The following is a 12,911-nucleotide window of genomic DNA, read 5'->3' as shown; positions in this document are numbered from 1 at the left end:
CTTCCACTCACTTCTCACTCCTCTCCGCTCGTTCCAGCTTCATCATTCCGGCGCGAAAAACTCGTTGCCGTGCATGTCGACCAGTTCCAGCGCGCGGCCGCCACCGCGGGCCACGCAGGTCAGCGGGTCGTCGGCGACCTGCACGTGCAGGCCGGTTTCCTCGCTGATCAGGCGGTCCAGGTCGCGCAGCAGGGCGCCGCCGCCGGTCAGGACGATGCCGCGCTCGGCGACGTCGGCGCACAGTTCCGGCGGGGTCTGCTCCAGTGCCAGCTTGACCGCGCTGACGATGCCGGACAGCGGCTCGTGCAGGGCTTCCAGCACCTCGTTGGAGTTGATCTTGATCATCTTCGGCACGCCCTCGGCCAGGTTGCGGCCGGAGATCTCCATCTCCTGCACCTCAGCCTGCGGATAGGCGCAGCCGATCTCCAGCTTGATGCGCTCGGCGGTGGCCTCGCCGATCAGCATGCCGTGGTTGCGGCGCACGTAGTTGGTGATGAACTCGTCGAAGCGGTCGCCGCCGATGCGGACCGACTGCGAGTAGACGATGCCGTTCAGCGAGATCACCGCCACCTCGGTGGTGCCGCCGCCGATGTCGATGACCATGGAACCGCGCGCCTCGGTCACCGGCATGCCGGCGCCGATCGCCGCGGCCATCGGCTCTTCGATCAGGTAGACGTCGCGGGCGCCGGCCTCTTCGGCCGATTCCTTGATGGCGCGGCGCTCCACCTGGGTGCTGCCGGCCGGCACGCACACCAGCACGCGCGGGCTGGGGCGCAGGAAGCGCGACTTGTGCACCTTCTTGATGAAGTACTTCAGCATCGCCTCGGTGTAGGTGAAGTCGGCGATCACGCCGTCCTTCATCGGGCGGATGGTGGTGATGTGGCCCGGCGTGCGGCCCAGCATCTGCTTGGCCTCCGCGCCGACCGCCGCGACCGAGCGCGAGCCGCCGATGGCACGGTCCTGGCGCACCGCCACGACCGAAGGCTCGTTCAGCACGATGCCCTGTCCGCGCACGTAGATCAGGGTGTTGGCCGTGCCCAGGTCGATGGACAGGTCGTTGGAGAACATGCCGCGGAGCTTCTTGAACATCGGGGGACGGGTTCCTGCTGGGGGCGGATCGCCTTGACGTGGCGATTTTTTGGGCAAAAAACGAAGTCAGCTAGCCTAACAATCCGGCATGGTGCGGGCAAGGAAAAATCTCGTGAATCCCCGGGGAAAACCGCGGTTCGCGGCATGCGCCCGCATGCGTGCCCCGGGCGCTCCCGCCGCCGGCATCGCCGGACCAAGGCTGGTCGGCACCGGTCCCAGCCGGTAACCTTCGCACCGGCGCGCCGGGAATGGGGCGCACGTCCCGCTTTTCCTGCGGCCCGGGACGGCCGCACCCGCTTCCAGCCGAGCCTGCCGATGTCCGCACTGATCTGTGGTTCCCTTGCCTACGACACCATCATGGTGTTCCCGGACCAGTTCAAGAACCACATCCTGCCGGACAAGGTGCACATCCTGAACGTGTCGTTCCTGGTGCCGCGCATGCGCCGCGAGTTCGGCGGCTGCGCCGGCAACATCGCCTACAACCTCAAGCTGCTGGGCGGCGATCCGATCCCGATGGCGACGGTGGGCCAGGACTTCGGCCCGTACCGCGAGCATTTCGTCGAGCAGGGCATCAACCTGTCGCAGGTCAAGGTGATCGACGAACTGTTCACCCCGCAGGCCTTCATCACCACCGACCACGACAACAACCAGATCACCGCGTTCCATCCGGGCGCGATGATGCGCAGCTACGAGAACCACGTGAAGGACGTGCCGGGCGTGAGCTTCGGCATCGTCAGCCCGGACGGGCGCGAGGGCATGATCCAGAACGCGGCCGAGTTCGCCGCGGCCGGCATCCCCTTCATCTTCGATCCCGGCCAGGCCATGCCGCTGTTCAACGGCGAGGAACTGCGCCACTTCATCGAACTGACCGACTACGTGACCGTCAACGACTACGAGTCCAACCTGCTGCAGGAGCGCACCGGCTGGAGCGAGGCCGACATCGTCAAGCGGGTGAAGGCCTACATCACCACGCGCGGCCCGCACGGCTCGCAGATCCACACGCCCGACAAGACCTACGACATCCCGCCGGCGCACGAGCGCCGCGTGACCGATCCCACCGGCTGCGGCGACGCCTTCCGCGCCGGCCTGATCTACGGCATCGAGAAGGGCTACGACTGGCTGACCATCGGCCGCATGGGCAACCTGATGGGCGCGCTGAAGGTCGAGCATCCGGGGACGCAGAACCAGCGCTTCGATTTCGACGAGTTCAACGAACAGTTCAAGCAGCAGTTCGGTTACGCGCTTTAAGCGAGTAAGCCTGCCGGGCGGAGGGGCGGCTGCCGTGGCGACGGCGCGCGTGCACCAGGTGCGCCCCTGCTTCTGTTCGGCGCGCGCGGCGACGGCGACATGCGCCTCGCTCACGCCACCTGCGGCGAGGCGGCGCAAATGTGACTCGACATGGCCGGGGTGGGCCTGTTCCGGCCGCCACGCGGTGATCGCCACGCGCGCCTCTTTGTGACATAAGGTGAAGTCAAGGGGAGCGATCTGAGGGCGCTGTCCCGCGCAGTCGGCAATGGGCAGGAGCAGCATGGTCGCGCAGCATCGGCACCCTTCTTCGCAGGACATCCCGGTCCCTGCCTCCGCCGTTGTCACGTTCCGCCAGCTCGCCTTGCAGGCCCTGCTGGTCGTGGCCGTCGTCTTCGCTGCCAGCGGACTGGGCATCCTGACCCGGCCCGAGCACCAGTTGGCCGCGTTCTGGCCCACCAATGCGCTGCTGCTGGGCCTGTTCGCCCGGCGCCCCGCCCTCGCCTCGCCGGCCGGCTGGGCCGCCGCCGCGCTGGGTTATGTCGCGGCCGACCTGCTGACCGGAAGCTCGCTGCTCACCACGCTGCGCCTGACCACCGCCAACCTGGCCGGCGTGGCGGCGGGCTTCCTGGTGTTCCGCCGCGTCCGCCACGAGGACCGGCAGCTGCAGCATCCGCTGTCGATGCTGTCGGTGCTGGCGGTGTCCGCCGCCGCCGCGCTGGCGGCCGGACTGGCGGGCAGCCTGACTTCGTCGATGAAGCTCGGCTTCCTGGCCACCAGCGGCTTCTGGTTCTCGGCCGAGCTGGTCTGCTACGTCGCCATCCTGCCGGTGGTGTTGCTGGCACCGGCGCCGGCCACGCTGGGGCATGCGCTGCGCGAGCGCCTGGTGCGGCTGCGGCGACGCCCGCTGACGGTGATGCCGCTGCTGGCGCTGCTGCTGACGATCCTGCTGGGCGTGGCGATCGGCGGACCGGGCGCCATCGCCTTCCCGGTTCCCGCGCTGCTGTGGTGCGCGCTGGCCTACCGCCTGTTCACCACGGCGCTGGTCACCCTGCTGCTGTGCGTGTGGACATTGATGGCGATCGCCACCGGCGTGATCGACCTGCAGCTGCAGGCCAACGGCCCGCTGCCGGTGATCTCGCTGCGCATGGGCATGGCGCTGCTGGCGGTGGCGCCGCTGACCGTGGCCAGCGTCAATGCGGCGCGCAACCGGCTGCTGGCCACGCTCAACCACGCCGCCGACCACGACGCCCTGACCGGCACGCTGAACCGCAGCGCCTTCCTGCGCCGCGGTCGCGAACTGGCCGAACATGCGCAGCGCACGGGCGGCACGGTGGTCGCGATGATGCTCGACATCGACCACTTCAAGTCGGTCAACGACCGCCACGGCCATGCCGCCGGCGACGCCGTGCTGGTGACGTTCGCCACCCGCATGCGCGAGCACCTGCGCGAGGACGGACTGTTCGGGCGGTTCGGCGGCGAGGAGTTCGCGGTGCTGTTGCCCGGACTGGACGCCGACGCAGCGCTGCGCGTCGCCGAGCGGCTGCGCCACCTGGCCAGCGAGCCGATCACGCTCGACGATGGCCGCACGCTCGACATCACCGTCAGCGTGGGCGTGGCGACGTCACCCGCATCGATGCACGCGGATGCGCTGGAGAAGCTGCTCAGCCAGGCGGATGTGGCGCTCTATCGCGCCAAGGCGATGGGGCGGAACCGGGTGGTCGCTTAGCGGGCACCCGATGCACGCCCGCCGTGCATCGGGTTGCCCGGTGCCAGCCGCACGCCTCACTCCACGCGTTCGCGTCGACTGCGCGGCGCAGACGTGGCGTCGAGTTCGGCCAGGACCGCTGCGCAATCCGCCAGGCACCATGTGGCCTGTGCGGACCACGCATCATCGTGGCCATTGACCAGCAGGGTGTGCGTGCCGGCGGCGTGGCCGCATTCGATATCGAAACGGTAGTCGCCGACCATCACCATCTGCGCCGGCGACACGTTCCAGCGACCCGCGAAGTAGTGCAGACCGTCCGGTGCCGGCTTGGGCGCCGCCTCGTCGCGTCCGATGATGTCGGCGTGGTCGAACACGCCATCCAGGCCGATGGCCGCCAACGCCACCGAGGCCAGCACGCGTGCATTGCGGGTGAGGATGCCCAGCCGGAATCCCCGACCCTGCAGTGCGCGCACCAGCGCCACCGCGCCCACGGCCGGCGTGGCGGCTTCGGCCAGGGTCCGTTCGTGCCGCATCAGCCAGTCGTGCTTCTGTCGCGCCTCGTGCACCGGCAACGCGGCAAGATGGCCCAGGATGTCGGCGTCCGCCGGGATGTCCAGCGCGCGCCGGATCAGTGCGAAGTCGTGCACCGGCACCGTCAGCGTGCCGTCCAGGTCGAACACCCAGTGCCGCAGGTCCGCCAGCGCCGGCAGCGCCGGCAGCGCAGTGGCGACCGATCCGGGCGTCAGTCCCATCCGGGCATCTGGCTGCCGTCCAGCCCACCGGTCTCGAACACGGCCGTGCGCGGGCTGCCGTCCTTCACCAGGAACTCGACTTCCAGCACCTTCGTCTTGCGGACCAGCCGCCACAGGGCTTTTTCGTCGTCGATGAACATCGCGGTGGCTTCATCGGTATCCGGGCGGTTGGCCGACATGCGCTTCGGCGCGGCGCCGTCGGCCACCAGGGTCACCTGGCAACGGCGGTAGCAGGCCTTGGCGAAGTCGCTGGCCTGCAGCACCAGATAACTGCTGCGCTTCCACTTTGGATGGTCTCGGAACACCAGCTGCACCGGCTTGGCGCCGCTGCCGTCCACGTCCACCGGTTCCTTGCTGTAGATCATCGCCGAGCGTTGCGTACCGCCGTCCGCCGGCACCTGCGCATAGGCCCACAGCGCTTCCATCCGCCGCTGCTCGCGTGCGCCCTCAGCCTTGCCTTTCACCTCGTCCAGCGACGGACCGATGCGCGTCGCGGCCGTGCTCTGCGGGTACTGGTCGACCAGGGCGATGCCGTGGATGCGCGCCATGTCCCAGTCGTTGGAGGCCACCGCGCTGTCGTACTTCTTCGCTAGCTCATCGGCCTGCTGCTCGATGGCGGCGGCCTGCGCCGCGGCGGCGGCGGCGCGTTCGGCCTCGCGGTCGCCGCAGGCGGACACGGCCAGCGCGCACGCCAGTGCCAGTCCGAAGGAATGCGTTGTGTTCTTCATCGTCATCGGGGTTTTCCTTGCTGGATCAACAGGGCGACCGCCGCCGCCACGTCGTCGGGTTTTTCCATGATGGACATGTGGCCGCAACCGTCCAGTGAAACCTGCAGCGCCTGCGGCATCTTCTGCGCATAAAGCGCCATCGCACTGGGATCGATCACGCGGTCCTGCCGGCACCACAGCAGCAGCGCCGGCTGGCGGATCGCCGCGGCCCGCTCGCCGGGCAGGAAGCGCTCCTCGCTGCGGCCGATGCGGTCCAGCACCTGCTGCTCGAACGGCGCCTGCGCGATGCGCCAGTCGATCACCGCTTTCGACGCCGGCCAGGGAATCGCGGGCTGCGCGGCGCGGTCGTGGAAGACGATGTCGAGATAACGCTGCAGCGATGCGGCGTCGTGCACGCCGAACGGATTGCGGCCGGCCAGCACTTCCAGGCCGAAGGCGTTGTCGGCGAACCGCACGCCCGCCGCATCGATCAAGCCCACGCGCGCGACCAGGTCCGGATGCTCCGCCGCCGTGAGCGCGACGATGCCGCCGCCCATCGAATGGCCGAGCACCACCACGGCATTGCCGTCGCGCCGGATCGCGCGCAGGAACGCCGCCAGCCTTGCCGCCTGCGCCCTGAAACCGTAATCGGCGCCGGCGATGCGCTGGCTTTCACCCCAGCCCGGCAGGTCGGGGATCACCAGCCGGTAGCGGCCGCGCAACCGTTCGGCCAGCGGATACCAGTTTTCCTTGCCGCCGGTGAAGCCGTGCACCATCACCACGGTCGGTGCAGCGGGATCAGCCGACTCGCTTTCGTCGTAGACCCAGCGATGGTCACCCACCACGACGTGCCGTTCCGACAGGCCGATCCACCAGCCCTGCAGCGCCAACCCGTTGCGCAGCGGCGCCATCGGATCGCGCCAGATCCCCACCGCCACGCCCGCGCAAACAAGAACGGCCGCCAGCAGGGCGACCGTCCGTGTGCGGGTCAGGCGAACGGCCATGCCTTACGGCGCCGTCGGCGCCTTCGCCAGCACGGCTTCGACCGAGCCGGTGGTGATCGGGTGGTAGCCCGGCTTGGCGCGCTCGAAGCTCTCCTTCGCCAGCGCCAGGCCTTCCGGCGTCTTCACCAGTTCCTCGTAGATCGGCATGATCAGCTTGCGGCGGCCGACGCGCTCGATGAACGTGGCGATCGCCGGGCGCGCGTCCACGTAACCGCTGCGGATGGTCAGCGGATACCAGCGCATCGCGATCTCGCCGTTGGCGGTACCGGTGAAGCGGTAGGCGTCGTCGAGCTGCTTCAGCTGCTCGACGGTCAGCGTGTCGCCCATGCCTTCGAGGAAATGCACCCACTGCTGCGTGACCCACGCGTCGGTCAGCTGCTTGTTCGGCAACTGGCCGCTGCCCTGCCAGGCGATGCGCGCAGTGTCGGTGTTGGAGAAGCCGCGCGACTGCACCTGGGGCGCATTGGCCGGGATGCCCGCACCGTAGACCCAGGCCTGGATCTCGGCGTCGCTGACCAGGTTGGGATGCTTGTCGAACAGGTGCTTCCTGGCGTAGTCGAGGAACTGTTCGGTGGTGATGCTCTGGAAGGCGAAGTGGTCGAAGTAACCGCGCAGGAAGGCGTCGAACTCCTGCCGGCCGAAGCGCTCTTCCAGGAACTGCAGGAACCACGCGCCCTTGTCGTACGACACCGCGCTCAACGCATCGTCGGCGTCCAGCTGCGTGCCCGGCTTGACCGCCAGCGACTGGGTCGCCTCCGGCATGCTGCCGATCTCCTTCTTCAGGCTGTTGCGGGCGATCGCGTACTCCATGCTCGCCTGCTCCTTGCCGTACAGCGCCTCGACGATGCGGTTTTCCACGTAGCTGGTGAAGCCCTCGTTCAACCAGCCGTGCTTGGCGCTGGAGAACGTCACCAGGTTGCCCGACCAGCTGTGCGCCAGCTCATGCGCGATCAGCGAGACCAGCGTCTTGTCGCCGACGATCACCGTGGGCGTGATGAAGCTCAGGCGCGGGTTCTCCATGCCGCCGTACGGGAACGACGGCGGCAGCACCAGCATGTCGTAGCGGTCCCAGCGATAGGGGCCGTACAGCTGCTCGGTGGCGACGATCATCTTCTCGGTGTCTTCGAATTCCTTGGTGGCCTTGTCGACCATCGCCGGCTCGGCCCACACGCCGCTGCGCGCGGAGATCGGCTTGAACACCAGGTCGCCCGCGGCGATCGCCATCAGATACGAGGGGATCTTCTGCGGCATCTTGAACGTGTAGTCGCCGTCGCGCGCGGCAGCCGGGTCGTTGTCGGCGCTCATCAGCACCATCACGTCCGGGCGCGAGGTCACGTGCGCGGTGTAGGTGTAGCGCACCTGCGGCGTGTCCTGCAGCGGCACCCAGCTGCGCGCATGGATCTGCTGCGACTGGCTGAACATGAAGGGCAGCTGCTTGCCTTCGGTCATCGCCGGGGTCAGCCACTGCAGGCCGGAGGCCTCCGGCGAACTGGTGTAGGTGACCCTGACCTTGGCGTTGCGCGCCGGCGTCTCGATGGTCAGCTTGCTGCCCAGCACCGCGTCCTTGGCGGCCAGTGCGTACTGCAGCGGCGCCCACTCTTCGGCCCGATCGGCCTGAGCCTGTCGAAGGCCCTCGACCTTGGCGATGGTGAGGTCGCGCGTATCCAGCACCAGCTGGGTGGCGGCCTTGTCCTTCCAGTCCAGCGTGTAGGTGGCGGTACCGCCGATGGTCTTCGCGTCGAAGTCGACGGCGATATCCAGCGCCAGATCGTCGATGGCGACCTTCTGCGGCTCGGCGTAGGAGTGCTCGTCGCGGTCGACGGGCGCCTGGACGGCAGGCTTGGGCGTGGTGGCCACGGGAGCGGGGTCGGGTTCCTTGGAGCAACCGGCCGCCAGCACGGCGGCGCAGGACAACAGCAAAGCCAGTGAACGCATCAGGGGACTTCCAGCGATCGGGGGAAGTGGCCAGTTTACCGCGCCGGGCGAGGGCTGCCCTGTCCGCACCCTCCGGCGCCGGTTCCGGGGTCGTTTGCAGGAGCGGGCCATGCCCGCGATGCTCTTGTCGGCGGTAATGGAAAAGCATCGCGCCCAAGGGCGCTCCTACAGGGGTCCGGATGCGTTCTTCAGACCTTGTAACCGGTATGGATGGCCACGATGCCGGCCGACAGGTTCTTGAAGCCGGTCCGGGCGAAGCCGGCCTCGTCCATCATGCCCTGCAGTTCGGCCTGCGGCGGATGCTGGCGGATGCTCTCGGCCAGGTACTGGTAGCTGCCGGCGTCCTGCGCGAACAGCTGGCCCAGCTTCGGCAGCACCTTGAACGAGTGGAAGTCGTAGACCGGCTTGAACCAGTCCACGGTCACCTCCGAGAACTCCAGCACCCGCGCCTGCCCGCCGACCTTCAGCACGCGGTGCATCTCGCGCAGCGCGGCGGCCTTGTCGGTGACGTTGCGCAGGCCGAAGGCAATGGTCACCAGGTCGAAGCTGGCATCGGGGAACGGCAGCGCTTCGGCGTTGCACTGCACGTATTCCAGGCCCTGCACCACGCCGCGGTCGGTCATGCGGTCACGGCCGACCGAGAGCATGCCGGCGTTGATGTCGCCCAGCACGATCTGGCCCGTCTCGCCCACGCGCCCCTTCAGCAACGCGGCGATATCGCCGGTGCCGCCGGCCAGGTCGAGCACGCGATCGCCGCGCTTCACCTGGCAGGTACTGACGAAGTAGCGCTTCCAGACCCGGTGGATGCCCAGGCTCATCAGGTCGTTCATCAGGTCGTACTTGCCGGCGACCGAGGTGAAGACCTCGCCGACCAGCTTCTGCTTGTCCTTGGCGGCGACATCGCGGAAGCCGAAGTGGGTGGTGCCGCGTTCGTAGGGGGATTCGCTCATGGACGGATTATCGCACTCCCCGGCCAGCCGGTCCCGTCCCGCCGCTCAGCGCACCTGCCGCAAGCAGGGGCGCGGCCGCGCGAAGCCTTTCTCCGCACTGCAGATGCGCGGCGGAACCGCGGGCGGCGGCAGGCGCATGCGTTGCGTGGATGAGGGCGTGGCGGGCGCCGACGCCGGCAGCACGGACCGTTCGCGCGCCGGCATCGGCGCACTCATCACGCGGGGGCGCGGCCCGATGCGCACGACGAAGCCCGTACCGGTGGCGGACAGCACCTGCAGGTGATGCCGGCCATCGGGCGTACTCCACGCCTCGCCCGGCTTGAACATCGAGCCTTCGTTGGCCGCCAGGTCCGCCGCGGGCACGTCCGCATCGACACTGCGGGCGATGCCGTAATCGTGCAGCCCGTGGATGATCACCGCGTCGCCGGCGAGCGCGGCTTCGTAGTGGCCACCGCGCCGACGTGCCTCGACGACATGGACGACGGTGCGGTAGGGATCGGGCTGGGGGACGCCTTCCAGCACGATCATCTGCACGCCACCAGCATCGTGCAGGCCCGCCGCGTCCAGGTGGATCTCGTGCACCTGCTGGTTGTCCACGGGCAGCACGCGCTTGCGCGCGGCCGGCACCCAGCCCAGCCGGTCGCGCTGGACCATGCTCGGGTGCTTGGGCAACAGGCCGTACACGGGATGCTGGGTCGCATGTCGCCACGCGTCGCTCATCACGTCCCAGGGATTGTCGTGGGTGTCGGCATCGCCGTCGGTGTTGTCCGAATGCGGCAGTCCGTAGCCATGCCCCATCTCGTGCGCCAGTCCCGCCAGGTTGGCGAAGGCCCAGGGCGGGTTCCAGGTGGTGCGCAGGCAGCGGTACGTGCCATCCAGGGTGGCGCAGGCGCCGCCGCCCCAGGCGCGGCCGTCGAGTTCCGCGTTGAACATCAGGTTGATGCCCTGCACGCCGCTGAAATCGACCTCGGCGTCAGCCTGCGCGGTGCACTCGGCGAACAGCGCGTTCAGATCGACCCGGGCCACGCCGTTGACCGTGGTGACGTAGGCGGCACGCACGCGTGGCAGCGCGTACCAGCCATGGGCGGTGCTGCCGGTCAGGTCGATCCGGCCATACGATGCTTCCGACCAGTAATGCCCGAGCTGCCCGGGCTCGGCCCCGTACTGCTGCTGGAAGAAGGCACGCGGCTTCGGCTCGGCCACCACATCGGCGAACCGGCACATCAGCGTGACCCAGCGTGTGCTGCCCTGCACTGCTGCGGCCGCAAGCACGCGGCCGCTGGCATGCCGGACCGCGTCGCGCGGGAACGGCGCGTCCACCGGCACGATGGCGTCGATCAGCCCGCCGTGGAGGCCCGACGCATACGACACCGCCACCCGGCGATGGGCGAGTGCGTGCAGGTCACCGGCCGCGCGCCGCGACTGCGCCGTATCCAGGGGCAGGCGGATACCCGAGCCGACGTCGAGCCAGGCCTCGAAACGCGGCGCCGCCCGCTCGCCCGCCGCTACCGGCCGTGCATCCCCCCACTGCAACTGCAGGACGCCCTGCACGATCTGCTGAGCCGCACCCCCCGCAGGCAGGCAGGCCAGCACCAGCAGCATCCCCGCCAGGCGGAGTGTCGAAGGCGCGCAGCGTGTCGCGGGCGCACGGAGGGACATGGCCCATGCCTCAACGCGCCAGCACCGCGCACAGGGTGGGCAGGCGCAGCACGCGCGGCAGCACGTCGCAGGTCCGTGCGCGTGCCTGCCGCACGGACTTCGGCGCTGCCGGCGGGACCGGCGTCCTCACCGACGGCGTGGCCGCCTGCGCTGCCGACACGTTCGACCGGACCAGTACCTGTGACGGCGTACTCATCGCGCGTGGGCGCGGCCCCACGCGCAGCAGAAAACCGCTGGCCGTCATCGACACCACCTCCACCCAGTGCCGCTCGTCCGGCGTCCGCCAGGTCTCGCCGGCGCGCAGCATCGAGCCTTCGTTGCTGGACAGGTCCGCCACCGGCGTGTCGGTGTCGATGCTGCGCGCGATCCCGTAGTCCTCCAGCACATGCAGGATCACCGCATCGCCGGCCAGCTTGCCGTCGTAGCTGCCGTGGCGGCGGCGCGCCTCGAGCACGTACACCACGGTGCGGTACGGATCGGGCTGCGTCGACAGCGACAGCACCAGCATCTGCGTCGCGTCGGTGGCCGCGCCACCGGCCCAGGCCAGCATCACGTCGTGGGTGCTCGCATTGTCGGCGGCAATGATCCGCTTGTTGGCCGCGCCCACCCATCCCAGCCGGTCGCGCTGCACCATGTTCAGCTGCTTGGGCAGCAGGCCATGCGTGGTATCGCTGACGGCGTTGCGCCATGCATCGCTCATCAGGTCCCAGGGATTGTCGTAAGTGTCGCCATCGCCGTCGGTGTTGTCCGAATGCGGCAGGCCATAGCCATGCCCCATCTCGTGCGCCAGCGGTGCGAGGTTGCTGAACGCCCACGGCGGATTCCAGGTCGCGCGCGTGCACTGGTAGCTGCCGTCCAGGGTGCCGCAGGCACCGCCGCCCCATGCGCTGCCATCGAGCTCGGCGTTGAACATCAGGTTGATGCCCTGCGCGCCGCGGAAATCCACGTCGGCATCGGCCAGTGCCGTGCAGTCGGCGAACAGCTGCGACAGGTCGGCCTTGGTGCGGCCGTTCACCACCGACAGGTACGAGGCCCGCGTGCGAGGCAGCGTGTACCAGCCATGCGCCGTGCTGCCGGCCAGGTCGATGCGGCCGTAGGAGACGTCGGACCAGTAGTGGCCCAGCTGTCCCGGCGCATCGCCGTACTGCGCCTGGAAGAACGCGCGGGATTTCTGTTCGGTCGGCACATCGGCGAACTTGCACATCACCGTGACCCAGCGCGTGCTGCCCGTCTGCGGCGTCACGGTGCGAGCACCCACCACATCGCCGCGCGCCATCGTCCTGGGCGGCGCAAGGTCGGCCGCGACGATCGCGCTGATCTCCGGTGCCGACTGCACCGGCACCGTGGCCGCAGCCCCTGCCTTCACCCGTGCCGGCGCACGGTACGCCACCGCCACGCGGCGATTGGCCAGCGCATACAGATCACCGGCAGCGCGGCGCGCCTGTGCCGCATCGAGCCGGTAGCGACGGTCCGGTCCGGCATCGAGCCATGATTCAAAATGCGCCGCGCGCGGCGTGCCGCGTGCCGCCGGCGGTGCGTCGCCCCACCGCAACTGCAATACACCCTGCACGATCTCGTCCGCGCGCGCCTCCATCGCCGGCGCGGCCATCATCAACAGGCACGCGACGACACGCGACATGTTCGCGCGTACGGCGCGAATCGATCGGCCCGGGTACATTCCACTCTCCGAAAACGCGCATTGTTGCGCGACTACTTCCGACATCGCCTCGCGACGCCGAATGCGGCAAGCGGATGTGCGTTTGCGACGGGCAGTTTCGTGTTCTGGAACGCAGGTCGTCGTTCACGTGCGTCGCGCTGCGCACTCCAGCGTGACGAATACGAATGCAGTCGTGTCCTGAATT

General features: G+C 69.0%; 10 protein-coding genes. 2 read left to right on the top strand and 8 right to left on the bottom strand.

What is annotated here, in order from left to right; all coding sequences use genetic code 11:
- Nucleotides 1-42: 42 nt before the first annotated feature.
- Nucleotides 43-1,089 (bottom strand): rod shape-determining protein, encoded by a 1,047-nt coding sequence (locus tag MMG85_RS07035; protein ID WP_055937350.1) that lies wholly within the window; start codon nucleotides 1,087-1,089, stop codon nucleotides 43-45.
- Between the two features lie 315 nt (nucleotides 1,090-1,404).
- Between MMG85_RS07035 and MMG85_RS07030 the strand changes: the two genes are divergently transcribed.
- Both MMG85_RS07030 and MMG85_RS07025 read left to right on the top strand, forming a co-directional pair.
- Nucleotides 1,405-2,337 (top strand): carbohydrate kinase family protein, encoded by a 933-nt coding sequence (locus tag MMG85_RS07030; protein ID WP_055937353.1) that lies wholly within the window; start codon nucleotides 1,405-1,407, stop codon nucleotides 2,335-2,337.
- 280 nt (nucleotides 2,338-2,617) lie between these two features.
- Nucleotides 2,618-4,063, top strand: a complete 1,446-nt coding sequence (locus MMG85_RS07025) for a diguanylate cyclase (protein WP_241045396.1) — start codon at nucleotides 2,618-2,620, stop codon at nucleotides 4,061-4,063.
- 56 nt (nucleotides 4,064-4,119) lie between these two features.
- Here the strand turns inward: MMG85_RS07025 and MMG85_RS07020 are convergent, their stop codons facing one another.
- From MMG85_RS07020 to MMG85_RS06990, 7 genes are all read right to left on the bottom strand, one after another.
- Nucleotides 4,120-4,794: an HAD family hydrolase gene (locus MMG85_RS07020; protein WP_241045395.1), complete on the bottom strand. Its 675-nt coding sequence runs from the start codon at nucleotides 4,792-4,794 to the stop codon at nucleotides 4,120-4,122.
- Entirely contained in the window at nucleotides 4,785-5,522 is a 738-nt protein-coding gene (locus MMG85_RS07015) for a hypothetical protein (RefSeq protein ID WP_241045474.1), read from the bottom strand. The genes MMG85_RS07020 and MMG85_RS07015 overlap by 10 nt, the downstream gene beginning before the upstream one ends.
- Before the next feature lie 2 nt (nucleotides 5,523-5,524).
- Nucleotides 5,525-6,505, bottom strand: a complete 981-nt coding sequence (locus MMG85_RS07010) for an alpha/beta hydrolase (RefSeq protein ID WP_241045394.1) — start codon at nucleotides 6,503-6,505, stop codon at nucleotides 5,525-5,527.
- Between the two features lie 3 nt (nucleotides 6,506-6,508).
- Nucleotides 6,509-8,440 carry a M1 family metallopeptidase gene (locus MMG85_RS07005; protein WP_241045393.1) on the bottom strand — a complete coding sequence of 644 codons (1,932 nt, stop codon included), beginning with the start codon at nucleotides 8,438-8,440 and terminating at the stop codon, nucleotides 6,509-6,511.
- A gap of 188 nt (nucleotides 8,441-8,628) precedes the next feature.
- Complete coding sequence (gene ubiE, locus MMG85_RS07000; protein WP_241045392.1) at nucleotides 8,629-9,390, bottom strand: bifunctional demethylmenaquinone methyltransferase/2-methoxy-6-polyprenyl-1,4-benzoquinol methylase UbiE; 762 nt, start codon at nucleotides 9,388-9,390, stop codon at nucleotides 8,629-8,631.
- Nucleotides 9,391-9,435: 45 nt separating this feature from the next.
- Entirely contained in the window at nucleotides 9,436-11,049 is a 1,614-nt protein-coding gene (locus tag MMG85_RS06995) for a hypothetical protein (protein ID WP_241045391.1), read from the bottom strand.
- 10 nt (nucleotides 11,050-11,059) lie between these two features.
- Nucleotides 11,060-12,688: a hypothetical protein gene (locus tag MMG85_RS06990; RefSeq protein WP_241045390.1), complete on the bottom strand. Its 1,629-nt coding sequence runs from the start codon at nucleotides 12,686-12,688 to the stop codon at nucleotides 11,060-11,062.
- Between the last annotated feature and the right edge of the window lie 223 nt (nucleotides 12,689-12,911).

This window comes from Pseudoxanthomonas sp. LH2527 (assembly GCF_022539275.1).
Classification (GTDB): Bacteria; Pseudomonadota; Gammaproteobacteria; order Xanthomonadales; family Xanthomonadaceae; genus Pseudoxanthomonas_A.
The sequence above is the reverse complement of the archived record's forward strand: the minus strand, read 5'-3'. Positions and strand labels throughout refer to the sequence as shown.

Excerpts from the sequence above, each read along its gene's own strand:
- MMG85_RS07035 (WP_055937350.1), bottom strand. The coding sequence starts at position 1,089 with ATGTTCAAGAAGCTCCGCGGCATGTTCTCCAACGACCTGTCCATCGAC.
- MMG85_RS07030 (WP_055937353.1), top strand. The coding sequence starts at position 1,405 with ATGTCCGCACTGATCTGTGGTTCCCTTGCCTACGACACCATCATGGTG.
- MMG85_RS07025 (WP_241045396.1), top strand. The coding sequence starts at position 2,618 with ATGGTCGCGCAGCATCGGCACCCTTCTTCGCAGGACATCCCGGTCCCT.
- MMG85_RS07020 (WP_241045395.1), bottom strand. The coding sequence starts at position 4,794 with ATGGGACTGACGCCCGGATCGGTCGCCACTGCGCTGCCGGCGCTGCCG.
- MMG85_RS07015 (WP_241045474.1), bottom strand. The coding sequence starts at position 5,522 with ATGAAGAACACAACGCATTCCTTCGGACTGGCACTGGCGTGCGCGCTG.
- MMG85_RS07010 (WP_241045394.1), bottom strand. The coding sequence starts at position 6,505 with ATGGCCGTTCGCCTGACCCGCACACGGACGGTCGCCCTGCTGGCGGCC.
- MMG85_RS07005 (WP_241045393.1), bottom strand. The coding sequence starts at position 8,440 with ATGCGTTCACTGGCTTTGCTGTTGTCCTGCGCCGCCGTGCTGGCGGCC.
- ubiE (WP_241045392.1), bottom strand. The coding sequence starts at position 9,390 with ATGAGCGAATCCCCCTACGAACGCGGCACCACCCACTTCGGCTTCCGC.
- MMG85_RS06995 (WP_241045391.1), bottom strand. The coding sequence starts at position 11,049 with ATGTCCCTCCGTGCGCCCGCGACACGCTGCGCGCCTTCGACACTCCGC.
- MMG85_RS06990 (WP_241045390.1), bottom strand. The coding sequence starts at position 12,688 with ATGTCGCGTGTCGTCGCGTGCCTGTTGATGATGGCCGCGCCGGCGATG.